This window comes from Paraburkholderia panacisoli (assembly GCF_008369935.1).
Lineage (GTDB): Bacteria > Pseudomonadota > Gammaproteobacteria > Burkholderiales > Burkholderiaceae > Paraburkholderia > Paraburkholderia panacisoli.
On the sequence record NZ_VTUZ01000009.1, the window covers coordinates 221,405 to 247,902 of the forward strand.

Below are 26,498 nucleotides of genomic sequence, written 5' to 3' on the forward strand. Positions count from 1 at the left end.
ATGCTCCAGTTTTACTTCCATCCGACCCCCAATCCCACGAAAGTGGCGCTCCTGCTTGAGGAGCTTGAGACTCCGTTCGAGCTCTTTCCCGTCGATACTTTCAAGGGAGAGCAACACATGCCGGAATACCTGAGGATCAATCCGAACGGCAAGGTGCCGGCCATCGTCGACGACGGCATCGCCGTATTTGATTCCCACGCCATCCTGCTGCACCTGGGTGCAAAGCACGGCAAGTTCGTCCCGTCCGCGCCGGCGCAGCATGCGGCGATGCTCTCGTGGCTGCTGTTCGTCGCGACCGGTCTGTCGCCGTTCATGGGTCAGGCGGTGCACTTCCAGCACCATGCGCCGGAACCTATTCCGTATGCGCGTAACCGCTATCTGAAAGAAGTCGAGCGTCATTACCGCATTCTCGATTCGCGTCTCGCGGGCTCGAAGTATCTGGCCGGCGACACGTACTCGATCGCCGACATGGCGCTGTGGGGCTGGGCTAATTTCGCTGGTTATATCTTCGGCGAAAAGGGCTTGACCGACTATCCGCACGTCAAGCGTCTGGTAGATGAAATCTCGGCGCGCCCGGCGGCGGCCCGTGCGCTGGCGCTGAAGGACAAGCTCACGTTCAAGGCCGAGTTCGACGAAGAAACCCGTCGCGCCCTGTTCCCGCAGAACGCTTCGCTCACGGTCTAAGCAGGCCGGGAAAACGCCCGCGCTGGCTGCCTGAAAGCGGCCGGTGCCGGCGCCCTGCAAACCGATGAAGATAGCTGCTACAGAAACACGGCTTTCTTCCGGATTTGCGGCAGGCTCGCAAATCGAAAGGAAAACAGAAATGGAAAGCTCAGTTCGCCATTCCTCCATCAACGCGTTGGACGGCATCCGCGCGGTTTCGCCGGCCCTTGAGCGCTATACGACCGACGTCGTGCTGGGCGATCTGTGGAAGCGTCCGCAACTGTCCACGCGAGACCGTAGCATCGTGACGCTAGCGGTGTTGATTGCGCGCAATCAGAGTGCGGAGATGCCGTATTACCTCGATCTGGCGCTCGACAGCGGCCTCATGCCCGGTGAGATTTCGGAAATCATCACGCATCTAGCCTTTTATTCGGGCTGGGGCAATGCGCTGGCGGCCGTGAAAGTAACGAAGGTCGTCTTCGAGCGGCGCGGAATCGATGCAACACAGCTTGCGCCGGCTTGCGTCGACCTTCTTCCCTTCAACGAGGCAGCCGAACCGCAACTTGAGACCGCTGCGCAGAATTTCGGTGCAGTGGCGCCCGCGGTCGTCCAGTTCACAAGGGAAGTACTCTTTCAAAATCTGTGGCTGCGACCGGCTCTAACGCTGCGCGACCGGAGTCTTGCGACACTGAGTACAGTGGTTGCCGTCGGCCAGTACCCACAACTGGCCTTCTACCTGAACCGGGCAATGAACAACGGGGTGACCCAGGCGCAGGCATCGGAAGTGATGACACAACTGGCGTTTTACTCGGGCTGGTCCAGCGTCTTCACTGCGCTCCCAATCGTTAAGGATGTCTTTGAAACGCGGCCCGATTGAGCGTTTCGACGCCAGCCGCACAACCTACGGGCGATGTTTTTATGAAAAAGATCGGCTTTCTTTCTTTTGGCCACTGGACCAACTCCGAAAGTTCAAGAACTCGGTCGGCGGCGGATGTGCTTCTGCAATCGATTGACCTCGCGGTCGCCGCCGAAGAACTCGGCGCGGATGGGGCCTTCTTTCGAGTCCATCATTTCGCTCAACAATTGGCCTCACCTTTTCCACTACTCGCAGCGGTCGGTGCAAAAACCAGCCGGATCGAAATCGGAACGGGTGTCATCGACATGCGTTACGAGAATCCGCTCTATATGGCGGAAGATGCCGGTGCAGCCGATCTGATTGCCGGCGGGCGGCTGCAACTCGGTATCAGCCGTGGCTCGGGCGAGCAGGTTATCGACGGTTGGCGCCACTTCGGGTACACGCCGGCCGAAGGTGAGACACATGCCGATCTGGCACGCCGCCATACAGAGGTCTTCTATGAGGTTCTGCGCGGCAAGGGCTTTGCGCACCCGAATGCAAGGCCCATGTTTGCGAATCCGCCTGGTCTTCTCCGGATCGAACCGCATTCCGCGGGCCTTCGCGACCGCATCTGGTGGGGTTCGGGCTCCAACGCAACGGCCGTGTGGGCGGCGAAGATGGGCATGAACCTTCAGACCTCGACATTGAAGAACGACGAAACGGGGCGCCCCCTTCATATCCAGCAAGCGGAGCAGATTCGCGCCTACCGCGAGGCCTGGAACGAGGTCGGACATACACGGGTGCCGCGCGTGTCGGTCAGCCGCAGTATTTTCGCGCTCGTGAACGACCAGGACCGCATGTATTTCGGCCGCGGCAATCAGAGCGACGACACGGTCGGTTTTCTGGACGACGATGTTCGAAAGATTTTCGGCCGAACTTACGCCGCGGAGCCCGACGTCCTCATCGCGGAACTGGCAAAGGACGATGCAATTGCCGCTGCCGATACCCTGCTGCTCACTGTGCCCAACCAGTTGGGCGTGGACTATTGCGCGCACGTGATCGACTCGATCCTCAAGCACGTCGCCCCCGCGCTAGGTTGGCGCTAGAACCCGACACTTTAAGGAAACACGAAAATGTCCCGCAAAGCTGTATTGTTTTCAGAAATGACCCCCGATGCCAGTTGGGAGGACGAATTTAATCACTGGTACGATACCGACCACATCCCGCCGCGTATGGAAGCCCCGGGTTTCGTCAACGCGCAGCGCTATCGCAATGTAGACGGCGCCGCCTATTTGGCCATCTACGATCTGGAAGACAAAAGCGCGCTAGTTACGCGAGAGCGGCTCGCTCAGGAAGAATGGTTCAAGGGTCGCCTGTTCCTCCCTGTACCAGCACGGTTTGCCCCGTTTGCAAACGCGCTCGGTCGACAATGCCGGAATACGACGTGATAAACGCGAGGGGCAGTGCCGCGGTATAGTTCGAATCCCGTCGTCGGCACGTTAATACTGTTTGCGGTGTACGAGAAGTTATCAATGGAGCGTGTCTGCTTAGGGCCGTCGTTGTTATAAATCGGACGACCCTCGGGGGCGATGCACAGCGCAGAAATCGCTCAGCTACCGAAGAAGATATTGCATTGCGGGTCCAACCTGCACTTCTCCGCGGCGCGTCTGCCGCTTTGTGTGTTTGTGGAGGGCACTCCGCCATATGACTGCGAGTTCATGTCAGAGGACGCGGCCGGAGTAGCGGGGTTCTGCTGCTGCTGGGCCTGCGGCGCCGGCATCGTGTCCTGGGCGTTTGCGAGCCCCGGCATGACCAGCAATCCGCCAGCAGCAAACACGGCCATCAACTGTGATTTCATGATTCACTCCTTGACCACCTTCATGGATTCCCCGAGGGTTTGCGTTATTCGCGCACCCTGCCATCGCACTCGCGCCCTGGGAGGCATCGAATAAGGTTGGTGCGGACGCTATCCGGAAATGACGTGCAATGCGCCGAGCCGAGGTACGGAGCGCAGCTCATCGGGGCGAAATCGCGATATCGACGGAGCTTGTGAACCCGCCGATGCGTCTCGCACCTTTGGGCTTTGTTATAGGGCGCAGGGCTGACAAACCGCCTGCTACACAAGGTGTAATGCGAAAATACCTTGCACTGCCCCGGCCCGAACGACGGCGGGATAACCGGCCCTGAAGCGATATGTAACTGGCTACCGGCTACCTGCGGCTGAACGGTCGCGCTGGCTGCCAACCAGGAAGGCGCTCAAATCATCAGGTCCTTCGTGCAAGCTCAGACATCGTCCGGCTAAAACATGTCCCGACTCAGCACCAGTGGCAGCACTCGAATCGATTAACAATCCCGGACGACGGAGTTCAACGCTTTTTGACGGTGCCAGCTGAGCGATATACCGGAAACCGAAGGAAAGGCTCCAGCGCCTGGTTTAGCTCCTCGTCAGACCGCACGTCGCGCCTTCTGGACATCCCGACAAACGCGTCCAGGGTGATATGAAAAACGGGGCTGGCGGGGTTGTCCTGCAGCGCCCTCGCCAGACTGCTTTTGCCGGCGCTTATGAGACCATGCAGCACGATTGCAGTGGACACCATATCGTGGGTCCGGGACGGGGAAAATCGACATTGCGTCAGAACAGTCCAGAGTGACAACGGGGCTGCCCGCACTGCTGACCGGCCTCGGATTTCAGCATCCGATGCAGTTGCGTCGCGGGCAGGCGCAAGTCTGAATCACTCGCTGCTAATTGCCAAATCCAGAAGTTCGCGGGGGCAAGGTTGATGTGCGTCGCGGAACTTTGGCGTGCTGGTATCAAGTCCGACTGGAACACTACGACCTTCACGGACGGGTCCGCCTCGAGGCCGGTCATTAGCGCTCCCAATTCGACGATCGTCGTGGGAACAAACATCGGGGACCTCTACTCCGCGGCTAAGTCGACTTAAGACACAGCCCTCATCTCTCCGAGCATGGTCGGGATGAGTTCAGATACGGTCGGGTGTATCGGGACTGCCTGCTGGAGGGTCGTATAAGGGATGCCGGCGCTCATCACGTCGAGGAGGCCGTGGATTGCCTCGTCGCCGCTGGTGCCCAGGATGGCAGCACCGAGGATTCTCGACGTCTGCGCGTCCACGACCACCTTCATGAAGCCCTTTGTCTCGTCCTTCTCGACGGCGCGCCCGACACGGGTCATGGGCCGGAGACCGACCAGCAGCGGTCGGCCGCTCGCCCGTGCCTCGGTCTCGGTGATGCCGACACGGCCGAGCGGCGGATCGATAAACAGGGCATAGGCCGGGATCCGCTGACTCACCCCGCGCGCCTTGCCATCGAGCAGGTTGTCCGCAACGATCTCGAAGTCGTTGTAGGCCGTGTGTGTGAAAGCGCCGCGGCCGTTGCAATCGCCAAGCGCCCAGATGCCGGGCACGTTGGTCGCGAGCTGATCGTCGACGCGGATGTAGCCGCGCGGGTCGGTCGCGACGCCGGCCTTGTCGAGCCCGAGGTCGTCCGTGTTGGGGCGACGCCCCACGGCGAGAAGGACGTGGCTGCCCACGATCTCCGGTTCGCCGGCCGTGCAGTCGACCGCGACAGCAATGCCTGCCGCGTGCGGCGCGAAGCGAATGCATTGGGCACCGGTCCGCACAGCAATGCCCTCGCCTTCGAGAATCTCCCGGATCACAGTCGAGACGTCTTCGTCTTCGCGCATGACGAGGCGCGGCGATTGCTCGACGACGGTCACCCGTGCGCCGAACCGGCGGTACATCTGGGCGTATTCCAGCCCGATATAGCTGCCGCCGATCACGACCAGATGCTCGGGCACGTGGTCGAGCGCCAGCATCGACGTATTGGTCAGGGTGCTCACGCGATCAATGCCCGGCAGATCCGGGACGATGGCGCGCCCTCCGACATTGATGTATATGCGCGGCGCGCGGAGGCGCTCGTCACCCACCACAAGAGTGTCCGACGAATCGAAGCGCGCGGCGCCTTGCAGCACCGTGCACCCTTTCATCCCGCGCAGCCAGCGCTCGACGCCCGTGCGCGCGTTGCGCGAGACCGCGTCGGCACGCGCCTTCACTCGCGCCATGTCGATCCGGACGGCCCCATCGAGCACGACACCATATTCAGCGCCGCGCCGCGCGAGGTGGGCGGCATAGGCGCTGGCGACGAGCGTCTTGGTCGGCATGCAGCCGGTGTTCACACAGGTGCCCCCGAAGAGCTTGCGCTCGACGAGCGCAACGGCCATTCCGGCATCGGTCAGCCGGCCCGCGAGGGATGGACCGGCCTGCCCGGCGCCGATGATGATTGCATCGAAATCACGAGTCATGGGTGTCCTCCTGTTCCAGAGGGGTGCGTAGTATTGGCCAGTCCAGGACCTTTTCTCCCAATCGCCGCGGCGAGGTTCGACCACCGCGATTGCGACAGCGATCGACAGAACCGCCAACTTACAAGGGCAGGTCTTTGCCTCCCTGCTCACGAATCATGTACTCCGCATACCAGTCCGGCCAATTCTCATCGCGTTGGCCGCCGGTCCGTTTCTCGTGCTCGCCGTGCGCGGCCTCTGCCCGCCGGAGCGCCGCCGCGAGTTCCGCTGACGAGGTGAACGTCGTAGCGTCTGTGTCCACGCGACCAGGCACTCGTTGGGTGAGTTCCTGGAACAGCCAGCCATTGCCGTCCGGATCGCTGAACGAGGCAAACGAGCGGTAGCTGCGATGCTCGGGGTCCGGACCGCTAACCCGGATCCGCCCAAACAGATATGGCTCATCCGAGCCGGCGTACGCGCCAGCGGCGTCGTGGAACACTGCGCTGATCTCCACCCCACGTCCCAGCAGTTCCTGGCGAGCCGCCTCGACGTCGGAGACGATCAGGTACAGTCCCTGAGCGGTGCCGGGTGCGGCCGCGGTGACGTTCTTGCCGAAGATGACCGAGCACCCGGAACCGGGTGGCGTGAACTGGATTACGCGGAAGTGGCCATCATCGGAGGCAAAGTCGGCGTCAAGTCTCCACCCCAGGCCGCCGTAAAAGCGCTTGGCGCGATCGACGTCTGAAACAGGGACGACAACGACCTCGAGCTTCATGTCCAAGCCCCGCACGTTCGCGGTCTCGACTGCAGTGCTGCTCATGTGAACCTCCGATTGCTTGGGCCGCAACGCGGCCTTTGAGATTGACGACAACAACACTTGGCGAAGGGAGCCGGCCAGCAGACCAGACTCGCCGCACCCGCGAGGACTCATCGTGATCTAGCGCATGCGGCGTTACCACGAAGCAAGCCTGGCGTTCGCGGCTCTATCGCTTGCGTCCTTTCATCATTCCGACTCCATCGCTGCATTCCGCACCTCGTCCGCCGCGATGGGGGCAATCGCTTCGTCGACCGACGCCGTTGCGCGTTCGGCGGCTGCTTTCAATTCCTCTACCGCCGCGCCGACATCGCCGTTGTCTCAACCAGGGCTGCAGTCGGGCAGCCCCCAGGCTACGACAACGGCGATTGGAGGATGCCGAGGTGCACCCAATGCGGAGGCTGACCGGTGTCCGCAGAGAATTTGCTGATCTTGGGAGCCGCGAGTTTGATCAGTCGATCATGAAATCGCTTTTGCGCGGGCAAATGATCATGCTGGCCACTCGCGGAGAGGTCTACGAGCCGGCTTCGAGCCACTCGAACAGTGCGACTCTGAGGGTGCCCCGCTTTGCCAGATAGTAGGCTATCGCCGCTCCCAGCCAGCCAGAGCGAATGACAACCACATCCGCGGATTCGATCATCGCCACGTCTCCTGCCACTCGAACTGACAGGCGATGGGCGCTTGATCCATGATATACCCGGAACAGAGAGGGATGATGAGATGTCATCCGGCGGAGCACACCAGATGACCGTTCAACACTTTGAAGCTGTCGTGGAGTTCGCGCCGGAACGAACAGCGAGAACGGGTCGGCAAACGTCATGACGCTTCCCTCCTAAACGGTCATCCGCCTCGGAGCGTATTCGCAGACTTGTTACGGGCCGGCAACGGTGGCGCGAACAATGCTCGAGTTGGCGTGGAGGCCTGGCTGAAGGATCGGTTTGTCCACCGCGCCTCGGCCGACGAAGCCCACCTCGTCCTCGAACTCGACGCGGCGCGGAGTTTCAGTCGCCGCGCTCCGCCCTCATGCGGCTCGTCCAGAATGTTGTGGGCAACGCGCTCGCCCACGGCGCGCCGCCGATCGGCGCTGGGGCATGGGCCTGTCGATCGTCCGGCGCCTCACGCGTCTGTGCAATGCGGAACTCGAGATCGGCGATCATCGCTATCGTGGCCCTCTGGGTGCGGGTGATCCTGCCGATCGACGCGGCGCAGCAAGCGTGAGCGCGGAGCCCGTCACCCTTGCGAGGCGTGACGCCCCGCACGTTAGTTGCTTGGTTGTTGGTTAGACCGGGCGCTCGATACCAGGCAACCCCAGCGCGGTGCGGTACGCCGACACTGCGCACAGGCACCTCGCTGCGGCGAGCGATACCGAGTTCGACCACTATTGACTTGCACCCTGTCCAATACCCGCCTTTTTTTGCGCGTTCTGCAAATCCTGCGGATAATTCTGATCATTGGCGCGGCCGGGCTGATAGCCCGCATCTTCAAGCTTCTTCAATTCGGCGTTCTTTTTCGCCCGCGCTTCCTTTCTGGCCTGCTTGCGCTCCGCCTTGGTTGGCTTCGCAGACGACGCGCCCTCCAACGCTGCGGCATTTCCTACTCCCGAAGCGTCGTTCTGCGCGAGGGTTGGCGTAACTGCGCCGATCCCAAGCGAGGCAGAGGCGAGAAGGACCATCATATGTCTGGCGATAGGCATTTTTCCTCCTGTTCTCCGTTAGTTGATGCAGTGAAGCGGCCCTGAAAAGTGGCTCAAAGCCGAATAGAAAGTATAGGACATTGAATATCGCGCAAGGCCGGGACGCCGTCGTACACCTAAATGAACTGCGCGTTCGTCACTCACGACTGGCGAGGATGCAGACATAAATCACACCAGAGAGGTAGAGAGGGTGCCCGGGACCGCGACCCGCCCGCGATGACAGCTTTACAGATTGTGAGAAGGGTTTTTAGCCAGACCGCAACACGGTGGAGTACTGAAGGGCCGTCACGCCCGAAGCGGCCTTCGATGGAAAACGGCAGCATACCAGGACGATGGCTTCGTAACGGCAAAGCTCGATGGCGTTCGCCGCCCAAATGAAGCCTACGAGCGGCCTGAGACGGCGCTCCGCGCATCGTACGTCCGATCAGCCTTCGAGACTGTGCGGTTTTCTGGGAAATGTGGGAGGAAGGAAGCGCTGGAGACACCAGAGCAATGAACCTGCTCAAGCCAAGCCTCAAGATCGGGAATCGCGGGCTTCGAATGTTTGTTCTCCGTGGTTGCTTCGGAGCCCAAAAGATAAGGCTCGTCGAGGTGGCAATCGCCTTGGCCGATCGCTGAGGGTTTCGGCCCCTCGTTGACCGACGACGATTATGCAGAACTGTGGGTGATGTGCGCTACAGCAACCCGACCATTCTACGAGGCATCCGAATCCAGTTTGGTGCTGCAGCGATCCTTCATTCGACTGGCGCGATACCTCGCGCTGAGAGGGTTGAATGCGCACACCCGATGTTTCGACTACTTCCTGCACGGGGCGTACAACGTGCCCATTGGCTATGGGAAGAATGGCGGCGGATGGGGCGAGCACGTTGTACCATTGGCATATATCCGGAGGCATTGCATCGAATTCACGTCGCCAAACTAGCGCCTGTTCACGCTAATAACAGGCTTGCGCTGGCCGCCAGAAAGAATTGTAGAGTTAGGGGAACAGGCCCTAAGCATTCCACCCGTGGAGGTCCGCAATGTCTACCGAACGATTCACGTTTCCAGGATCGGATGGACAACAGCTTTCCGGCCGGCTTGAGCTGCCTGACGCGGAGCCTCGCGCGTTCGCCCTGTTCGCGCATTGCTTCACCTGCGGGAAGGACGTCTTCGCGGCGAGCCGGATCGCCCAGGCGCTGACCGAGCACGGGATCGCCGTGCTGCGGTTCGATTTCACGGGGCTGGGCGCGAGCGAAGGCGAATTCGCGAACACCAACTTTTCCTCGAACTGCCGCGACCTGATCGCTGCGGCCGATCATCTGCGCGCGACGCACCGCGCGCCCGCGCTGCTGATCGGCCACAGCCTGGGCGGTGCCGCCGTGCTGGCCGCGGTGTCGGACATCGCGGGCGCCGAGGCCGTCGTCACGATCGGGGCGCCGAGCGATCCCGAGCACGTGACGGGGCTCTTCAAGGACTACCTGCCGCAAATCGAGGCCGAGGGCGAGGCGCAAGTCCAGTTGTCGGGACGGCCGTTCCGGATCAAGCGTCAGTTCCTCGAGGACGTCGCCGAGCAACGGCTGACGGAGAAGATCGCCGGCATGAATCTCCCCCTGCTGGTGATGCATGCGCCCGACGACTCGACGGTCGGCATCGTCAACGCGAACCACATCTTCCGGGCCGCACGGCATCCCAAGAGCTTCATCTCGCTGGCCGGGGCGGACCACCTTCTGTCGCGCAAGCCCGACGCCATCTACGCAGCGAACGTGATTGCGGTGTGGGGCGAGCGCTACCTCGACGCGACCGGCGCCGAGGGGGCTTAGCGCAGTTATTCGCGTGAGGCCGTCCCAGGGCCAGTCATTGGCGTGAACAGGCTCTAGCGTACTACTTGCATAGGGCGAAGCCCGCGTGCGTGTGGCCGTCTCGAATGGCCGCCTCGAAGTTGTCGACGACAGTCGTTTTTGGCCGATCACCGGTCGGCCAGAGGAGTGGCACGAGCGGCTGTTTGAACTGGCGGGATTCAACCGGTGGATGCAATAGTTTGCTGGAATCGTTCGGCGGGCGTCTCGTAGTTCAGTGTCTAGTGGCGACGTGGGCGACGCCGGCCGGCATCCGGTAGCTCTCGCCTGCACGAACGACTTGTGTGGGCTGACCATCGACCCGCACCGTTACCTCGCCCTCAAGCACATAGGCGACCTCAGGCCCAGTCGCCTCATGTCGAGGCTTTGACGCGTTCGGAGGAAATTCGGCAATGCCCATGCCCATCTCGCGATCTGTTCCTGCGATTGGGACCCGTTGTAAAACGACAGTGTCCTTGGCCGCTGGGGCTTTATCAGCCGCTTCGACTGGCTGAACGCTCATTAGCGCCAGCACGATAAGAGGAAGGTACCGAAAGCATTTCATCGGAAAATCGCCGTGCTCATTGTTCGTCGTTGGCCAGTGACGTGAGAACCCGGTATGCAGCCGTTACTCGTTCGCCGATAGGGAAGTTCTTGTTGGCGAGGATGACGATCCCCAGTCGCTTCTGCGGAATGAATGCGACATAAGCGCCGAAGCCATTAGTCGAGCCGGTTTTGTTGATCCAGACATCCTTGTGTGGATCCAGCGGCGGCTCGATTTCAGCGACTGCCGTTGCGTTGAGGATCATCGCCGACGAGTTGCCGTCCAGAATCGCTTTCAATGTGACGGGATACGGATATTGTTCCCATATCAGGTCCTGGGTCATCGGCCCTGCCTTGAAGTAGCCGGTGTGGGTGTCGGCGATCGCGCGCTGAAGCTTTTCGTCCACACGGATCAGATTCATGTTGGCTTCGACGAAACGGATCATGTCGGCGGCGCTCGTCTTAACGCCATAGGCTTCAGAGGACAACACCCCTGGCGCCATCCTGATCGGCGCGCCGTCTTTTGTGTAGCCTTGTGCGTAGTCAGGCAGCTTCGCAGCCGGCACATTGATGTAAGTGCTCTTCATGCCGAGTGCGGGAAACAGTTGATGTTCCATCAGCCCGTCAAAATCCCGACCCATGCTCTTCGCCGTGATCAGGCCGAGCGTTCCGATGCCGATATTGGAGTAAGTCCGATAGGTCCCCGGCGCATAAGTCGGCTGCCACTCCTTAAAATATTGCATCAGCTGATCGTCGTTGCTGATATTGTCGGGCACCTGCAATGGGAGGACGCCGGGAGTATGCGTGGCTAGGTTGAGGAGACTTACGTTGCCGAACGGACTCTTCTGCAGAGAGGGGAGAAACTTGCTCGTCGGATCCGACAGAGCCAGATAGCCGCTGACCTGTGCATACGACGCCAGCGTCGCCGTCAAGGTCTTGCTGACGGAACCGAGTTCGAACAAGGTATCGCGTGTGACGGGCTTTCCTGTTTCCGTCGACGCCAGGCCATAGTTGAATACGTAGTGCTTGTCCCCGTCGATGATGCCGACCGCCATGCCGCGAATGCCGTTATCCGCGATAACCGGCTCTATGGCGCGGTTCACTGCACTCCTGATTCTATCTTGCTGATTGTCCGCCGCGTGGCTGACGGGTGCAATCGTGCATGCAAAGGTTGCCATCGCCATAAGGCTTACGGCTCTTACATTCATTGCCTGATTCTTCAGTTTTCCATCATTGATCGTTGATTTTGCGTGTTCGCCGCAGGGCGACCGAACCGCGCTATTTCGGCACTGCGTATCTACACGGTGCCTGCGCTCGCTTCAGATATCGGATCCCTGCCGGTCGCAGATCAGCCACAAGGCCGATAAAACGGGACGCAGCATAAAAAATTTCTGTGGGCAAACTGGAGTTCGTAGGTTCGATACGTCCGGACAGGCGCTGAGGACGGAGTATGCACCCTGTCCGCCCCATCGACCATCGAGGATATCTTGTCTGAGACAAAGGAAAATCTTTTGCATGCAGTGCATGGTTTAACTTCACTCAACGTGCCACCGGCGGACTGCCTGCTGATTTCCACCGAACCCTACCTGCGGTTTTCGTCTGAACGCGATCACCCCGAGGCAGCGTAGTACATCTATTCCAACCTCACCCTTGCCGACAACGACACGGTAATCGTCACCCACAGGCCCGAGAACAAGCAGCCCAGATAGGTGGCCGGCTCGCCGGTGGAGACCGGACTCAGCAGAATGCCCCAGTTCCAGTGATAAGGCATGACCAAGACTCCAGCAAAAAGAAACGGAAGAGACACTAAAGTCTGCTAGCTAAAGATGTCTTTGAATTCTTTCTTCGAATCAAAGGCTTGCCGTTTAAGTATGAGGCCGTTCATCTTCTTAGAGACGGCGGCCAGCAGCTCTCGCCAGAATATCGCCGAGTGAACCCAGACGGGATAGTCCCAGCGCTTGAGGACGGACCGAATGTTCTCACTCAGTCTCTGGCGATAGTTGAATATCTCGACGAGTTGCATCCCGAGCCCCGTCTCCTGCCAAAGAATCCTGCGGACCGTGCATACGTACGCTCCGTCGCATTGCAGGTCGCATGCGAGATACACCCGGTCAACAACCTGCGCGTGCTTCAGTATGAAGAATCACCTGGGCGTGACGGATGAACAATAATCCGAGTGGTACAAACACTGGATTGACCTTGGCTTCGGCTCATTGGAAGTTCGGCTGAAAAACGAAAGGCGCGTCGGAGACTTCGCGTTCGGCGATGCACCAACGGTTGCTGACATATGTCTGGTGCCGCAAGTCTGGAACGCTCGACGATTTGACATACCGCTGGACAGCTATCCGACAATTAATCGCATTGCCAACAACGCGATGGGGTTCGAAGCGTTCAAACAGGCCGAACCCGCAAACCAACCAAACGCAGCAGGTTGAAGCGACGGTTCATTCCATTAACGACTTTGACGAGGCGACTGCGTCGCCGGATAGTCCATGCGCCGCTTCCCTGCGGTGGCTGCACTTGCATAGATGGACATGAGATGACGAAGCTCTTTGCGGATTTATCGGGCAAGGTTGCCCTTGTGACGGGTGCAGCAAGCGGATTGGGAAAAGAAATCGCACTCGCAATGGCGCGTTCGGGTGCGACGGTTGGCGTCGCTGACCTAAACCTTGAAGGCGCCAATTCGGCTACCCAGCAGATTCGGGAGCATGGTGGCCGGGCGCTCGGAGTGCTCATGGATGTCACCTCCGAAGGCGCTGTCAATGCCGGGGTCGACGATGTCGTGAAAGAATTTGGCTCTCTGGACATTCTTGTATCGAATGCCGGAATTCAGATAGTCAGTTCCATAGTGGATTTCGCATATGCAGATTGGCGAAAGATGCAGGCAATTCACGTAGATGGCGCTTTCCTGACAACCAAGGCCGCTCTGCGGCACATGTACAAGGAGAACCGGGGGGAGTGGTCATTTATATGGGCTCCGTGCATTCGCACCTTGCATCGCCGCTGAAGTCAGCATACGTTAGTGCGAAACACGCGCTACTCGGCCTATCGCGGACGTTGGCCAAGGAAGGTGCCGCACACAACGTCCGGTCGCACGTAATCTGCCCCGGATTCGTTCGGACACCCCTGGTTGACAAACAAATTCCAGAGCAGGCAAAGGAGCTCGGATTGAGCGAAGATGAAGTCATCCGGAACGTGATGTTGGGCGGTACGGTCGACGGCATATTTACGACAGTCGAAGACATCGCGGAGATGACTCTTTACCTGGCTGCGTTTCCAACTGCCGCGCTGACGGGGCAATCTTTCGTCGTTAGTCACGGATGGTTCATGCAATAGGCCTTGAAACATTTAGCGCCGGAGCCACGACTCCATGGTGCGTTTGGAGACATCATGACCGCAGGCTTTCAACATCCCTTCCCCGCGTCGGCAAGTAGTGTCGCGCGAGGCAAAATCGTTAGCGCGCAACAAGCCGTCAGGCTGATTCGCCCGGGCAACACCGTGGCAACTGGTGGCTTTGTGGGCATCGGGTTTGCGGAGGAAGTCGCCATCGCGCTGGAGCAGCTGTTCCTTGACTCCAGCGGGAGCGAAAGCGACGCGCCTCGAGACTTGACGCTGGTCTATGCGGGCGGTCAAGGCGACGGAGCCCGTAAAGGCCTGAACCACCTTGCCCACGAAGGTCTCGTTCGGCGGGTTATCGGTGGCCATTGGGGACTTGTTCCTGGTCTTCAACGCCTGGCTGTTGAGGGCCTCATCGAAGCCTATAACCTGCCGCAGGGAGTTATCTCCCAACTGTTTCGGGATATCGCTGCTCATCGACCAGGTCACTTGTCCACAGTCGGACTCGGTACCTTCGTCGACCCGCGCAACGGTGGCGGCAAGCTCAACGCCCGGACAACGGAGGACCTGGTCAGCCTGATATCAGTTAACGGTGCTGACTGTCTTCTGTACAAGACTTTTCCGGTCGACGTCGCCATCGTGCGCGGTACTACCGCCGATGCGAACGGGAACGTGACGATGGAGAAGGAGGCGCTCACCCTCGAGTCACTTGCAATCGCAATGGCCGCACGCAACTCTGGTGGCATCGTGATAGTTCAGGTCGAGCGCATCGCCGAAACCGGAACGTTGAATCCTAGACAGGTCAAGATTCCGGGGATTCTGGTCGATTGCGTCGTGGTCGCAAAACAGCAAAACCACTGGCAAACCTTCGCAGAGCCGTACAGTCCGGGCTTTGCGAGCGAACTTCGCATAGCGACAAGTTCGATTCCGGCCATGGCACTGACCGAGCGAAAAATCATCGCACGGCGCGCCTCGTTCGAGTTGATGGCCAATAGCGTGGTGAATCTCGGGATTGGGATGCCTGAGGGTATCGCGAGCGTCGCCAACGAGGAAAAGGTGTGTGACCTGTTCACGATGACAACGGAGCCGGGAGTCATTGGAGGCATCCCCGCCGGGGGCCTGAATTTCGGTGCGGCGACTAATACCGATGCCATCATCGACCAGCCCTACCAGTTCGACTTCTATGACGGTGGCGGCCTAGACATTGCATTTCTCGGGCTCGCGCAAGTGGACCGGGAAGGCAATCTCAACGTCAGCAAGTTTGGTCCCAAGCTCGCCGGCGCGGGAGGCTTCATCAACATCTCACAGGCAGCGAAGAGGGTCGTCTTTGTCGGCACGTTCAACGCGGGAAAGCTCGACGTGGATATCAAGGACGGGCGCCTGCAGATTCGCCAGGATGGCACTTGTCAAAAGTTCGTCGACGCAGTGGAACATCGAACCTTCGGCGGTCGTTACGCCATCGAACGTCAACAGCCCGTGCTGTACATCACGGAGCGATGCGTCTTTACCCTGACGAGAGACGGGCTCGAACTAGTCGAGATTGCACCCGGGGTCGACCTCCAGAGAGACATCGTTTCCCAGATGGGGTTCGCACCCGTCATGAAATCGCCGCCGCGTCTCATGGACGCCCGCATTTTCGAAAGCAAGCCGATGGGCCTGCGAAGCGTGCTTTTGCGATTGAGGCTTCGTGACCGGTTCAGCTACGACGCGGACAAAAATATCCTTTTCATCAACTTCGAAGGACACAAGGTTGCGACTGAAGTGGATGTGGATGCTATCCGCACCGAGGTTGAGTTAGTGCTCTCCGGTCTCAAGGAAAAGCCTCACGCTATCGTGAACTACGACAACTTTTCGATAGCCCCGGAGGTCATCGACGCCTATTCGGATATGGTGACCCGGCTGGTCTCGCGCTTTTACTCGGATGTGACCCGATACACCACGAGCAGTTTTCTTCGAATGAAATTAGGTGATGCGCTGCACAGGCGCAACGTCGCGACCTATATCTACGAAACCCCCGAAGAGGTAACCGCGTACGAGTCGCGTTAGCAGCCGGCCCCTTCTCCGTTTGCCTTGACTATCAGGCTTTTGCGCCAGGACGTTTTCGTACACGCAGGCAGCTATTTCCCCACGTTCCGTTTGGTTTGTCCCGGTCTTCCAACCGGGACTCGCCCCCTGCTACTCGACCTGGAGCTTGCATCGTCGTGCTCGTCGCGAGCTTTCTCACCACACTGTTAGGTCTCCAGGCGCGAGCAAGTACTACGCTTCGATGACAGCAGTTTCAACTGTCTTTTTAGTCGCCTTCGTGGCAGTCTCATACGCAGCGCTAGCTGACTGGCCCGCTGCACCAAGACTCGACTTCCAGATGGCCAGAATCGCGTCGCCGCCCGGCAGCGTATGTTTCGCCATGTTGTCGAACCACGCCTTCGCGTCGAATGAAGGCTGTTTGAACACGGCTTTGGCCGCCGCCTCGAACTCAGCTTGGCTGCTCGACACGATTTCTTTCACATGCGTCCAATAGGCCTGGGTCTTTTGAACACCGGCGCGCAGCTGGTTTTCCTGAACTGCAAAAGCTGCTTGCGGCGCATTGCTAATGAGGGATTTGGCAACGAGTTCCTGCGCCTCTGCAAGCGTCGTCTTGACCGTCTGCGCATTGAGCTCAACAAGCTTTTCGAACCCCTGAAAAGCCTTGTTCGCAAGACCGAAAGTTGTGTCGAGGCTTGCCTTGGCTGCAGTAATCGTTTGTTCCGGGATGAAGCTGTTCATGTTCGACTCCCAAAAAAAGTAGGGCCGGTTGTCGCCCGATTGACATGCTGCATCGCAGCAATATGGGTTCCATCATAGCCGCAAACTCGTTGATGTCAAATTATTATTTTGCGCACCCACCACACTTTATCGCGCCTCCATTCCTTGTGCAGTATGAATCTTTGCCCTTTCATTGCAATAGAAAGACGCATTGTTTCTGGCGCTTTCTATTTTTGCTGCGCCGCAACAGTGTGGGTGCATACTTGAGGCACCGCAACATACATGTGCCTTTGGAGATGCAATGAAAAGCCTTGAACTCACGCCGCCGTCGGCAACACTTCTCGTTCTTGAACCACTTCGCGCGGCAGCCGACTACGTCGCCGGTATGGCCCCGCTGGCTGTCCCGCTGCCGCGCGGGGACGGTCATCCAGTCCTCGTATTTCCCGGCCTAGGTGTCAGCGGGGCCGCGACGTCGGACCTGCGCAATCGCCTGCAGCAACTGGGCTTCGAAGTCCACGATTGGGAACAGGGTGTCAATTTTGGACCGGGTGCCGACCGTGACCCGATGCTCGAACGTCTGGGTGACCATCTGCGGCAGATACATGCGTTGCATCGGCGTTCGGTTTCTCTGCTCGGCTGGAGCTTTGGCGGCGTCTACGCCCGTCAGTTGGCCGCGAAATCACGCTGGCGACACCTGTTGCCGACAACTCGGACGCCACTCACGCCGGATGGCTGCTGAACATGTTGAGCAGCGGGGTAACTCCAATAAGCCATACTTCGACGCGACGCTCCGAAACCGTTGCCTCTGTCCCATGCGCTTCGGTCTATTCGAAAACGGACGGAATTGTTGCGTGGGAAGGATGCGTCTCGATTGATTCACGGAATCACCGCAACATCGAGGTCGCGGACGTAAGCCATCTAGGCATGGTTCATCATCCGGAAGTGTTGCGCGTGGTGGCGGACCTCCTCACCCAGCATCGGGGCCGTCCTGGGCAGGCGATAATGCGGGCCGCAGGTCGAAAGTGTCTTCGGGCGCGACATCACCTTAGAACATCGTGAGTACTGCCGGTGAAATGCCCGCGCCTCAAAATCTTCTCCACACTGCGCCGCCCGCCAACGGACGCTCAGCAGTTCAACTGCTGTCACCGTCTGGAGGCTGACAAATACGGATGCCGGACCGTCAGCCATGAATGCCGCTTTCAGGGCGACGAATTCTGCCCAGTAGGGCCAGCGTCGCGATCAGCGCCGTTCCCGATTTACCCGGGCGCAGCATCGCAGGCGCTTCGAATCGATACGCGCATCGATGCAGGACAGTCACGCATCGCGGTCCTCCTTGAACGACTTCGGAACTGCTGACTCTAAAGAGGAGAGGCCGTTCGGCCTCACGTATGAGCCTCTGCGTATTGAACTCCATAGAAAGCGGACTCAGCGCTATTTGTCCATACCTCGTTGCGCCGTCGCTAGTCGTTCGAACCGGACTCGAGGCGAGGAGAATTCAAATGAACAGGTTCGTCCGTTTTCTGGTCACTGCCGCGCTTGGTGCGGGGGCGGCCAGCTTCGCGCAGGCGGGTGGTGTGTCTGTAGGCGTCGGCATCGGTGTACCGGGCCCCGTGTATGTCGGCCCGCCGGTTATCTAGTCGGCCCTGAACAATTCGTTTCTCGTTGCACCGGCGTCACGCCGTCACGTCGGCAGCAATGCAGCAGTTGAGCAAAGCAGCGAGAACGAAGACGCAAAAAAGCCGCAGCTTCCTCAGGATCATCCGGAGGTTGTGGCCAGCGCCGCACAGTACAGCATGCATTGCATCGCCGAGCGCGCCTTTGAGCCAATTGCGATCAAGTTTTCCGTCCGTCTTCATGTGTCCGATAGCGGGCTCGATTGCACTTCGCCGCTTGATCATCGCGTGTAGTCCGCGTGTGATGCCCCGCCGCAAGCCGGGGTGGTAGATCCTCACGCCGTCGATAGCGACACCCTTGTATCCACGATCGACGATGGCGACTTCCGGCGTGGCGTCGCACAGGATTGCCGCCTGTTCCAGCGCTTCAGCCAGCGTATGACCGTCGTACGGATTGCCCGGCATCGAGCGCATGCCAACTACCAGTCCTTCCTTGTGTGTCGTCGTGATCGACACTTTCACCCCGAATTCGTACGGTTTTCGGGCCTTGCCCTTGGCCAGGCACTCGACTTCCGGCGCGTGTAGTGCGTAGAGCTTGTTCCTGTCTTTCGGTTTCTGCGCGAGGATGCGCTTTGTTCGGCCTATCAGCTCCTGCAACGCAGTGCGGGCATGATCGGCTACCGAGTCGAGTTGCCGCTCGACGTCACGCATCACCCGTCCAACGCGTGAGCGTAGTGTGCGCAACGCTTTCCTCATGCGCTTGTACTGCTTCGCGTGAGCGTAGCGGCCAATCTGCAGCCCCAGGCGTGGCGCCTCGCGGTTGTAGTTCTGCCGCAGCTTCAGGCCGTGCCGTGCAGCAGCCTTTACCAGATGTTCGCGACACCGCTCAAGCAGGCGGGAATCAGTCGGATGCGTGATCGCCTTCTCCATGACAGTCGTATCAACAATCACACGCTTCACGCTCGCGGCCTTGATCACGCCGGCGCGTTTAGCTGCATCGATCGTCTCGGCCAGCAACTCTTCAATGCCGGCTTCACCCAGCCGCTTGCGCCAGCGTGTCAGGCTCGATGGGTCGATAGGCGGTTCGGTCTGCAGGTACGTTTCGCCCGTAAATACCTGCCAGTAGGGGTTCTCCACCCATTGCCAGACGACCTCTTCGTCGGACAGGTCAAAAGCGTGTTGCAGGTAGAGCAACCCCGCAATCAGGCGCAGTGACGTCGCAGGTCGACCCTTGCTTGAGACGAAGCTGCCGCTCATCGATGCGCCCAATCGTTCCCAGTTGATCAGCTCGGCCAAGCCGACCAATGGGTGCTTCAGGTTGATCTGTTCGCGCAGCGGTTGCCGGAAGAAATCTCCCTCCGTCACAGGCGTCTTCGGACCCATCTGCACCTCGTCGAAAAATGCAGGATTCTCACCTTAATGTGCCAGGTTCCTGCAATTTCCACAACCGAATTTCAGACTCAAAGCCTCACCCCGCAAGGCTTTGAAGATTGTTCAGGTCCGACTATCTATGCGCCACCGCCCGTCATCTACGGGCCGCCGGTGATATATGGACCGCGCCCCTGGCCCGGATACTATGGCTACCCCTACTGGTACGGCGGATATCGAGGTTATTACGGCCGCGGTTACTACGGCCCTCGTTACTATGGACGTGGTTACTACGGCCGTGGGTACTACGGCCGCGGTTACTACGGCCCTAGTTACTACGGCCGCGGGTACTATGGACGTGGCTACTATGGGCATCGCGGGTGGCGCCATTAGAGCGCACGCGTGACTGTTTCCGTGAACACTATCTGGCGCCCGGGCTGACGGGGCTTCACCTGCTCAGTTATGCTCACAGTAGTTCGACGCGTACCACGACCAACACCCGGGCAGAATAGCGGAAGCGCGCCTCGACACCATCGAGTCGCAGTAACACACGTCTCCTGGGCCGGCTGTCGGCTTCAGCTATCGCCGGCACAATCGAAGGACCTATCCCATTGACCTCAGAACATGACCGCACGCCCAGCGTACAAGACGACTTTCTGCAGACGCTCGTAAGGGACAAGACCACCGTAAATGTGTTCCTCGTGAACGGCATCAGACTGAGTGGTCAACTGGCCGCCTTTGACCAGTTTGCCGTTCTGCTGGAGTCTGGTCCAGCCGCCGTGCAACTCGTATTCAAACATGCCATTTCGACCGTGATGCCGGCCAATGGCACGGGCCCGGCACGCGACCCGACCGGGGCGCCGGTGAGTGGCGACAAGCCGAATCACTCGCGAGCTCGCGTCCGATGAGTACCACCATGACATGCTGCGGCCTACGCTTCACCTACGCATAGCCACGCGACGTCTACGTCGTGAAGGTCAGAAAGGCGCTCACAATCCGTACTCTTCGGAACGGTAACTCCGGCGCGCCAAAGGGTCACGTCGCGTCCGGTACACCGACCGACCTGGCCACCCGACCGGAAGTAACCTTTGCGCGCTTGATGGTCATGTCCAGCCGTGCCGCGAAGGCCCGCCTGGAGCCGTTGTGTTTGAGTGTGCCTTGCAGATGTACATCAAGATTCAGACGACGACTCATGGCGCGGAATGCTCCGTGTCGCCACGAAGGCCGCATCAGAGGTGACCAAGGCAGCTGACCAGGCAGTCGAGAATGCGACAAAGTCGAAGGCGGTGAAGAAACGTTGAACCCGCCGTGGTCGCGCCGCGCGGCGAGCTGACCGCTTGGCCACACCGCGCTATGGCTGCTGTCGGACAAGCCCTCTTCTCGTGTGCGCTGGTCGTTCATTCCGACGCACGTGATGTCCACCCACGTTTGTTATCCGGCTCACGTCCGAAACCAGCACACCCGGGAAGACCGTGTCACGGCGCGTTGTTGAAAAGGACTGGTCCGCTTCGGCGGACCGGTCCCTACGCGACAGCGAGTTCGGTGAGGTGTCAGATTGGCTGTATGTTCGCCGCCTGCTTGCCCTTCGGACCTTGCTTGACTTCGAAGCTCACCTTTTGCCCGTCCTTGAGAGACTTGAAGCCCTCCGCCTTCACCTCCGAAAAATGAGCAAACAGGTCTTCGCCACCCTCATCCGGCGTGATGAAACCAAAACCCTTTGCGTCGTTAAACCACTTCACGGTACCCGTTGCCATTTTCCTGACCCTATTCAAAGACCGATGTGTTGTAAAACGCGACGGTGGACCGCCGCACACGCACACGTTTTTAACAGAGGAGAATGCTCTGAACAATTGGCGTTTCCGACAGGTGGGTCGCGGACATACCAACAGCTTGTGCGCTCGCTAACAGTGCTGTTGGCTGCAATGAAGCAGAATGTCATTCCAGGAGTCGGCCGGCGCTGGTCGCGTCAGCACTTACAAGAAGTTACGCGGGAAACCGCATGTTTTCCCTTATCGTCGCTTGGATTGGCCACAATTCCTTTTTCAAACCAGCGCTCGCACGATGGGTTTGGACTCCATAACACAACTTGCAGGGATGACACGGTCATGGAAGCAAAAGACTATGACGGCAGCTCTTCGACGCATCGTGCTCATAGGCACCCCGTGACGCTGAGCGCGCAGGAGCTCGCGACGCTCTTGCGCCTGCGCAATGCGTCGGCCGAGACGAACGCAGTAACGCCGGACGTCATCGCCCTGCAAGCAGCGGGGCTAGTCCATTTCATCGCGTCAGAAGACGGCGACGCCACGCTTGCGCTGACCGTAGACGGGAAGGTGCTGTTGCGGTTGCTTGGCGCCGAGCCAGCTGACCGCCCCCCTTATCCAAACTAATGGGGCGAGTTGTCCCAGTGCCCTGCGCGGTTCGGCCCTCGGCTGGACAACATCAACTGTCAGGCGAGAAGCAAGACGCGCTTGCATAACGGTTAGAATAACTTATCGACCTCGTACCAGAAGCGGTTCTCGCCCGCTTCAGAGCAGCTCGACCATGGGATACAGCGCATCCATGGCTCGGACTTACATCTTTTCGAGCATGACTTAACCTCGACGGCATGGGCTTGCGCCCCGGCCAACGAAACCACGACGTCAAACTTGAACCACGGCGAGAAGCGCCGGCACGTCGCCGATGACACGACTCTGGTGTCCCTTGCCCGTCGTATCCTCAAGCAGTATCGCGCCTCCTGCCGCGACGCGACGTCGCTCACCGTCACTGGCCTCGAACTCAATCTCCCCACTGAGAAAAAATACCCACAGGCACGTGGGCGAAGGGTGAAGGTCTCCGACCCATCCGCTGGGCACGTGCACAAATCCGTAGCGGGTCGCTGCCGCGAAATCCGACACGTCAAAGGATTCAGCGGGGGGCGCGAAGTTGCGGGTAACCAGTTCGATGTTTACCGACGCAAAATGACTTTCGCCAACCGAGTCTGAAAACAGATGTGAAAACGACAGTGCAAACGCCACGGGGTTTCTCCTTCCGCGGCCTCTGTTCCAGTCGGCGTACAACGTGCACCGTCAGAGGGTCTCAGAGGTCTGTGTTATTCGGCGCCGCGCGAGACGTCGGCCGCACAACGACTCCCGTTGAGTGTCCCGCCCGCCGACCCGGGCGTCAAGGCACGGTGACGTGCAGCGAGGGCAACGCGCCAGCACGGCGAACCGGGTCGCAGAGGTGTGTCCGCTTCGCCGGGACTATTTCTGTCCTGGCCCGAGGTAAGGCGCACGTGGCTCCGTCGGCCCCAGCTCAACGCGAAATTTTCGGTTTCAGAACTCACAAACCCGTGGTCAACATCTCGGCCATCGGCGACGTTAAGGATGCAAGAGGCGGGAACCGTCCGCCTCCCGTCGCGACCCGCGCTCCTTCGCTGGTCGGCTTTGTACCTGCTGGAGCGGAACATGAAAAGCGTGAACGGGCAGTCCCTGCGTTGCCAGGTCGAGAAATGGCTCGCACCGGCTCCGGCGGCATCGGTTCATGTGACCAGATTCAGTCGCGCCCGGTTGGGCGGGCGACGATGTGTGTACGTTGAGACGTCGTCATCACGCGGAGTGCGCGCGTTGTTCTTCTTCAGGCACGATGACGGCAGCTGGTATGTGTTTCCGCCTGCTGCCGACAGGCCGAGGGTGACTGCCGGCAGCATTGCTCGTGAGGGCTCGGCGCCGACGTCCATACCCCTGTAGCGCCGGGGACCATTGCGCGATGCGCTCGCTCCTAGCCCCGGGGGACGTCGCTCGGTGAGCCATGAGATTATTGTCGCCGGGTTGATTTCATCACTTCCCGCGTACGGCGCCGAATTGCCGGGAGGACAACACGTCGTCCCTATTACCACAGACAGGACTCACGTCAACGGCATGCCGGGCAACACCGAGGAACCCCATGTCGACAGATAAGACGAGTCCGATGAAGCCCGTGCGTTGGAGCGCATCGTAAGTGCCGCTCGCGACGTACAAGCCGCATCGAGCGCCCTTGAACGACACTTCGAGTCAGCTGGCGACTGGCGCGAATCGCTAAACCGAAAACCGCCCTCGTGTGACTTTCTCGCCGAAAAGATTATGTCGGAACTGCAGTGCTTGTCACACAGTGCGGCTCGCCGCTGAAGCGCACCGCCAGCGCACACAGAGCGGACAGCGTGACGAGCACGCCGAGCGTCGCGAGGGTCTGCTGGATACTACCGACTCCCTTCATCAGAAAGCCCGCAGCCACCGCGCCGACATTGCCGCCCGCGCCGATGATGCCGGCCACGCCACCCAACGCCTTACGGTCGATGAACGGCACCAGCGCGTAGGTCGCGCCGCAAGCCATGTGCGTGAACAGGCCAAAACCAGCATGGCGACCAGGGCCAGGGCGATGCTGTTCGCGTGCGCAAAGCACACGAGGCCGAGGCCTTCGCCGACCATCGGCGCGCAGAGCAGGGTCGCACGGACGTCGAGGCCGCGATGCGCAGCCGCCTTGTCGGACAGCCAGCCACCCAACGCGCGGGCGAACAGCGCGAGCAGCCCGAAGCTGCCAGCGGCGAGGCCCGCCGCCTTCAGCGACAGGCGGAAATGGTCGACGTAATAGATCGCGGCGATGTTGTGAATGAATACCTCGACGCCGAAGCACGCCGCGTAGGTGATGAACAGCATCCACACACGGTAGTTCGCGCAGGCCGCGCGAAAGCTCGCCCAGCCGCCCTTCTTGCCGCCGTCGATGGCAATGCCGCGCGCGCAGTGCCGCGAAGTGGCCTTGCGGGCAGTCCTGCGTGAAGCGCCAGTAGAACGCGCCCATGACCGGCATTGCCAGCGCCGGAACAAGCAGCGCGAGGCGCCACGCCGACGATTCGCCGACGCCGAGCATGATGGTCGCCGCTAGCAGCAGCGGCACGAGCGCCCGCGCGGCGCCGGCCCCGGTGTTGCCCCAGCCTGCCGTCGCCGCGTTGGCGGTGCCGACCACATTCGGCGCGAACATCATCGAGGTGTGGTACTGGCTGATGACGAAGCAGGCGCCCACCGCCCCGATGAGCAGACGGCACAGCAGGAAGCTCTCATAGCCGGTGGACAGCGCGGCGCCGAGCACGGGAAACGCACCCATGAACAACAGACCCGAATAGACCTTGCGCAGCCCATAGCGGTCGCACATCGGACCGATCACGAGGCGCACCAGGATCGTCACGGCGACCGCGGCGATCCCGGGCACAGCGATGCCGCGTGACGCGTCGAGTCGGCGCCACAAGGTGTTGGACTGTGGCGATGCACGGCGTTGGTGCAGTGCAGCGCTGTTTTCGTGCGATAAGACGAGGCGGTGCGCGCGGTCGACCTCCATGGTGCCGGATCGGGTTCCGTCCATGGCTTCGCAGGACCATAGAATCCGCCAAGGCCAAAGCTATTGGATTCCTTTCATGTCCACGCCGATCGTGACCATGCCGTCAGCCGAAGGCTTCGACGCGTTGCCGCATTTCCAGGTGGACTCGCTACCGGCTGTCCACCGGCCTTTGGTAATCATATAGACGACTCGTTCGGCAGCCGTCGCTAGTAGGGGATCCGGTCAGCGTCATCGCCCTTCATCAAAATCGACGTTTGAGCAACACGTCGTCGAATTGTCCAGCTCCACCGTCAGGGCCATAGCCCGGGTAGCACGCGGCAAAACCGGTCAAGGAGATTTCCTGCGGTCAACGTCTCACTGATTGATGGCATGACTATTGCTGTGAGTCGGGGCGAGGTCAACGGTGGCCTCAGCGCATCAAATGTTCACCAGGCCGCTCGTCTTGAGCGACCCGCAGGGACAAAGGCGTCCCGAGTGCCAGCTGCGCGACCGAGCAATCGGGGGCGCGGTTGCCCTCGGGACGCTTTTTTTGCGTATAACGCGTCGCCGCGAGTCCCGCTTGGGTCCACGCTGTGCGATTGGATCAACGGTCTCGGGAGAGTCGCCTTCACGATGAAACAGCAGACAACCCTAAGTCTCGATGCCGTCTCCGGACAGGTCATTGGAGAGCTCATCAATCTGGCGGGCCGGCAGCGGATGCTCTCGCAACGCATCGTGCTGCACGTACTGCTCGCGTCGCATGGCGATTGCTCTGCGCTTGCCGCCGTTCGCGACTGCCTTGCTACGTTTACTCAAGCGCATGCCGATCTGGTGAGCGGCAACGAGCGCTTGCCGGGCGTGTTTTCACAAGCACTGCGTGAACTCTATTTCGGCAATCGCAAGGCCGACGAGCGGATTCAGCAATTTATCGCCCACGTGAACCGAGCGGTCGCGGGCGTCGAGTCGGGACGTGCGGAAGACCGGGGCCTCGTGGACGCCCTCGTCACCCAGGCGACGCCGCTGCTCGACCTTCTGCAGGACATCACGCTCGCGTATCAACACGAGATGCGCGGCATCGAAGCGGCCGCGCTCAAGCGGCAGGCCGACATCGCCGAGCGGCTCGGCAGCATTTCGATGCAGGCCAATATCGTTGCGCTCAACGCGCGCATCTCGGCCGCGCGAGCGGGTCAATTCGGACGCGAATTCGCGGTGATCACGACCGTGCTCGCAGACATCATCAAAGAGATGGACGGGCTGATTCAAAGCGTCGTCGATACCCGCGGCGCTGGCGATATGCCGCCGCGGCGCGGCGTCCCAATTCGGGATTGGCATACCCGTGCGGACCGCCCAGTTCAATAGGATGTTGTCACGTCAAGGTGTCCGCGCCGTAGTAGTGCGATGGACGGAGCTTTTCTTAAAAGCCGGACGGATTGATGAGATGGTCACTCCGCCCCACAA

Annotated in this window: 25 protein-coding genes and 5 pseudogenes; 14 read left to right on the top strand and 16 right to left on the bottom strand. The window is 60.0% G+C overall.

Annotated elements, in window-relative coordinates; all coding sequences use genetic code 11:
- The 3 genes from FVF58_RS16085 (at position 1) to FVF58_RS16095 (ending at position 2,604) form a co-directional block, all read left to right on the top strand.
- Entirely contained in the window at positions 1 to 684 is a 684-nt protein-coding gene (locus FVF58_RS16085) for a glutathione S-transferase family protein (RefSeq protein WP_149670869.1), read from the top strand.
- A 64-nt stretch (positions 685 to 748) separates the two neighbouring features.
- On the top strand, positions 749 to 1,540 hold the full coding sequence (locus FVF58_RS16090; protein WP_188130835.1) for a carboxymuconolactone decarboxylase family protein: 792 nt from the start codon (positions 749 to 751) through the stop codon (positions 1,538 to 1,540).
- Positions 1,541 to 1,581: 41 nt separating this feature from the next.
- Complete coding sequence (locus FVF58_RS16095) at positions 1,582 to 2,604, top strand: LLM class flavin-dependent oxidoreductase (RefSeq protein ID WP_149670870.1); 1,023 nt, start codon at positions 1,582 to 1,584, stop codon at positions 2,602 to 2,604.
- A 265-nt stretch (positions 2,605 to 2,869) separates the two neighbouring features.
- Here FVF58_RS16095 and FVF58_RS52725 read toward each other — a convergent pair.
- From FVF58_RS52725 to FVF58_RS16135, 8 genes and pseudogenes are all read right to left on the bottom strand, one after another.
- Positions 2,870 to 2,968: pseudogene (locus FVF58_RS52725) on the bottom strand (quinone oxidoreductase); the annotation flags it as partial.
- 139 nt (positions 2,969 to 3,107) lie between these two features.
- The gene (locus tag FVF58_RS16105; protein ID WP_149670871.1) at positions 3,108 to 3,356 is read right to left on the bottom strand and encodes a hypothetical protein; all 249 of its coding nucleotides are present in this window, start codon (positions 3,354 to 3,356) and stop codon (positions 3,108 to 3,110) included.
- A 508-nt stretch (positions 3,357 to 3,864) separates the two neighbouring features.
- A complete protein-coding gene (locus tag FVF58_RS16110) occupies positions 3,865 to 4,095 on the bottom strand; it encodes a phosphotransferase-like protein (protein WP_149670872.1) in 231 nt (76 codons plus the stop codon).
- Positions 4,096 to 4,436: 341 nt separating this feature from the next.
- Positions 4,437 to 5,816, bottom strand: coding sequence for an FAD-containing oxidoreductase (locus FVF58_RS16120; RefSeq protein ID WP_149670873.1), 1,380 nt, complete (start codon positions 5,814 to 5,816; stop codon positions 4,437 to 4,439).
- 118 nt (positions 5,817 to 5,934) lie between these two features.
- Positions 5,935 to 6,612, bottom strand: coding sequence for a VOC family protein (locus tag FVF58_RS16125; protein ID WP_149670874.1), 678 nt, complete (start codon positions 6,610 to 6,612; stop codon positions 5,935 to 5,937).
- 508 nt (positions 6,613 to 7,120) lie between these two features.
- A complete protein-coding gene (locus FVF58_RS16130) occupies positions 7,121 to 7,426 on the bottom strand; it encodes a hypothetical protein (protein WP_149670875.1) in 306 nt (101 codons plus the stop codon).
- A gap of 181 nt (positions 7,427 to 7,607) precedes the next feature.
- A complete protein-coding gene (locus FVF58_RS51450) occupies positions 7,608 to 7,763 on the bottom strand; it encodes a hypothetical protein (RefSeq protein WP_188130837.1) in 156 nt (51 codons plus the stop codon).
- A 221-nt stretch (positions 7,764 to 7,984) separates the two neighbouring features.
- Positions 7,985 to 8,299, bottom strand: a complete 315-nt coding sequence (locus FVF58_RS16135) for a DUF4148 domain-containing protein (RefSeq protein ID WP_149670876.1) — start codon at positions 8,297 to 8,299, stop codon at positions 7,985 to 7,987.
- 492 nt (positions 8,300 to 8,791) lie between these two features.
- On the opposite strand from FVF58_RS16135, the gene FVF58_RS54190 reads away from it, so the two are divergent.
- Complete coding sequence (locus FVF58_RS54190) at positions 8,792 to 8,917, top strand: hypothetical protein (protein ID WP_281291214.1); 126 nt, start codon at positions 8,792 to 8,794, stop codon at positions 8,915 to 8,917.
- Between the two features lie 401 nt (positions 8,918 to 9,318).
- Positions 9,319 to 10,098 (top strand): alpha/beta hydrolase family protein, encoded by a 780-nt coding sequence (locus tag FVF58_RS16140; protein ID WP_149670877.1) that lies wholly within the window; start codon positions 9,319 to 9,321, stop codon positions 10,096 to 10,098.
- 250 nt (positions 10,099 to 10,348) lie between these two features.
- On the opposite strand, the gene FVF58_RS54420 is transcribed toward FVF58_RS16140, so the two are convergent.
- The 3 genes and pseudogenes from FVF58_RS54420 to FVF58_RS16155 all read right to left on the bottom strand — a co-directional run.
- On the bottom strand, positions 10,349 to 10,678 hold the full coding sequence (locus FVF58_RS54420; RefSeq protein ID WP_149670878.1) for a cupin domain-containing protein: 330 nt from the start codon (positions 10,676 to 10,678) through the stop codon (positions 10,349 to 10,351).
- A gap of 16 nt (positions 10,679 to 10,694) precedes the next feature.
- Positions 10,695 to 11,864 carry a class C beta-lactamase gene (ampC, locus tag FVF58_RS16150; protein WP_149670879.1) on the bottom strand — a complete coding sequence of 390 codons (1,170 nt, stop codon included), beginning with the start codon at positions 11,862 to 11,864 and terminating at the stop codon, positions 10,695 to 10,697.
- A 437-nt stretch (positions 11,865 to 12,301) separates the two neighbouring features.
- Positions 12,302 to 12,427, bottom strand: a pseudogene (locus FVF58_RS16155) (amino acid ABC transporter permease); the annotation flags it as partial.
- A 42-nt stretch (positions 12,428 to 12,469) separates the two neighbouring features.
- On the opposite strand from FVF58_RS16155, the pseudogene maiA reads away from it, so the two are divergent.
- The 3 genes and pseudogenes from maiA to FVF58_RS16170 all read left to right on the top strand — a co-directional run bounded on the left by maiA (position 12,470) and on the right by FVF58_RS16170 (position 16,038).
- A pseudogene (maiA, locus tag FVF58_RS16160) lies at positions 12,470 to 13,091 on the top strand (maleylacetoacetate isomerase).
- A 104-nt stretch (positions 13,092 to 13,195) separates the two neighbouring features.
- Positions 13,196 to 13,992, top strand: a pseudogene (locus FVF58_RS16165) (3-hydroxybutyrate dehydrogenase).
- 54 nt (positions 13,993 to 14,046) lie between these two features.
- Positions 14,047 to 16,038, top strand: coding sequence for an acyl CoA:acetate/3-ketoacid CoA transferase (locus FVF58_RS16170; RefSeq protein WP_149670880.1), 1,992 nt, complete (start codon positions 14,047 to 14,049; stop codon positions 16,036 to 16,038).
- A 210-nt stretch (positions 16,039 to 16,248) separates the two neighbouring features.
- On the opposite strand, the gene phaP is transcribed toward FVF58_RS16170, so the two are convergent.
- The gene (phaP, locus tag FVF58_RS16175) at positions 16,249 to 16,755 is read right to left on the bottom strand and encodes a TIGR01841 family phasin (protein ID WP_149670881.1); all 507 of its coding nucleotides are present in this window, start codon (positions 16,753 to 16,755) and stop codon (positions 16,249 to 16,251) included.
- Between the two features lie 280 nt (positions 16,756 to 17,035).
- Between phaP and FVF58_RS16180 the strand changes: the two genes are divergently transcribed.
- Both FVF58_RS16180 and FVF58_RS51455 read left to right on the top strand, forming a co-directional pair.
- Complete coding sequence (locus FVF58_RS16180; protein ID WP_246217079.1) at positions 17,036 to 17,473, top strand: esterase/lipase family protein; 438 nt, start codon at positions 17,036 to 17,038, stop codon at positions 17,471 to 17,473.
- A gap of 760 nt (positions 17,474 to 18,233) precedes the next feature.
- On the top strand, positions 18,234 to 18,371 hold the full coding sequence (locus FVF58_RS51455) for a hypothetical protein (protein WP_188130842.1): 138 nt from the start codon (positions 18,234 to 18,236) through the stop codon (positions 18,369 to 18,371).
- Between the two features lie 36 nt (positions 18,372 to 18,407).
- On the opposite strand, the gene FVF58_RS16185 is transcribed toward FVF58_RS51455, so the two are convergent.
- The gene (locus FVF58_RS16185; RefSeq protein WP_149670882.1) at positions 18,408 to 19,730 is read right to left on the bottom strand and encodes an IS5 family transposase; all 1,323 of its coding nucleotides are present in this window, start codon (positions 19,728 to 19,730) and stop codon (positions 18,408 to 18,410) included.
- A gap of 596 nt (positions 19,731 to 20,326) precedes the next feature.
- Here FVF58_RS16185 and hfq point away from each other — a divergent pair.
- Positions 20,327 to 20,623, top strand: coding sequence for an RNA chaperone Hfq (hfq, locus tag FVF58_RS16195; protein WP_149670883.1), 297 nt, complete (start codon positions 20,327 to 20,329; stop codon positions 20,621 to 20,623).
- Between the two features lie 642 nt (positions 20,624 to 21,265).
- Here hfq and FVF58_RS16205 read toward each other — a convergent pair.
- Positions 21,266 to 21,469, bottom strand: coding sequence for a cold-shock protein (locus FVF58_RS16205; RefSeq protein WP_149670884.1), 204 nt, complete (start codon positions 21,467 to 21,469; stop codon positions 21,266 to 21,268).
- A 351-nt stretch (positions 21,470 to 21,820) separates the two neighbouring features.
- Between FVF58_RS16205 and FVF58_RS16210 the strand changes: the two genes are divergently transcribed.
- The gene (locus FVF58_RS16210; protein WP_149670885.1) at positions 21,821 to 22,102 is read left to right on the top strand and encodes a hypothetical protein; all 282 of its coding nucleotides are present in this window, start codon (positions 21,821 to 21,823) and stop codon (positions 22,100 to 22,102) included.
- Between the two features lie 252 nt (positions 22,103 to 22,354).
- Here FVF58_RS16210 and FVF58_RS16215 read toward each other — a convergent pair whose 3' ends face one another.
- Positions 22,355 to 22,729 carry a cupin domain-containing protein gene (locus tag FVF58_RS16215; RefSeq protein WP_149670886.1) on the bottom strand — a complete coding sequence of 125 codons (375 nt, stop codon included), beginning with the start codon at positions 22,727 to 22,729 and terminating at the stop codon, positions 22,355 to 22,357.
- A gap of 429 nt (positions 22,730 to 23,158) precedes the next feature.
- Between FVF58_RS16215 and FVF58_RS52735 the strand changes: the two genes are divergently transcribed.
- Positions 23,159 to 23,440: a hypothetical protein gene (locus FVF58_RS52735; protein ID WP_149670887.1), complete on the top strand. Its 282-nt coding sequence runs from the start codon at positions 23,159 to 23,161 to the stop codon at positions 23,438 to 23,440.
- Between the two features lie 370 nt (positions 23,441 to 23,810).
- Here the strand turns inward: FVF58_RS52735 and FVF58_RS16225 are convergent.
- Positions 23,811 to 24,941, bottom strand: a pseudogene (locus FVF58_RS16225) (MFS transporter); the annotation flags it as partial.
- Between the two features lie 732 nt (positions 24,942 to 25,673).
- Between FVF58_RS16225 and FVF58_RS16230 the strand changes: the two are divergent.
- Positions 25,674 to 26,399 carry a type IV pili methyl-accepting chemotaxis transducer N-terminal domain-containing protein gene (locus tag FVF58_RS16230; RefSeq protein WP_149670888.1) on the top strand — a complete coding sequence of 242 codons (726 nt, stop codon included), beginning with the start codon at positions 25,674 to 25,676 and terminating at the stop codon, positions 26,397 to 26,399.
- Positions 26,400 to 26,498: the final 99 nt, after the last annotated feature.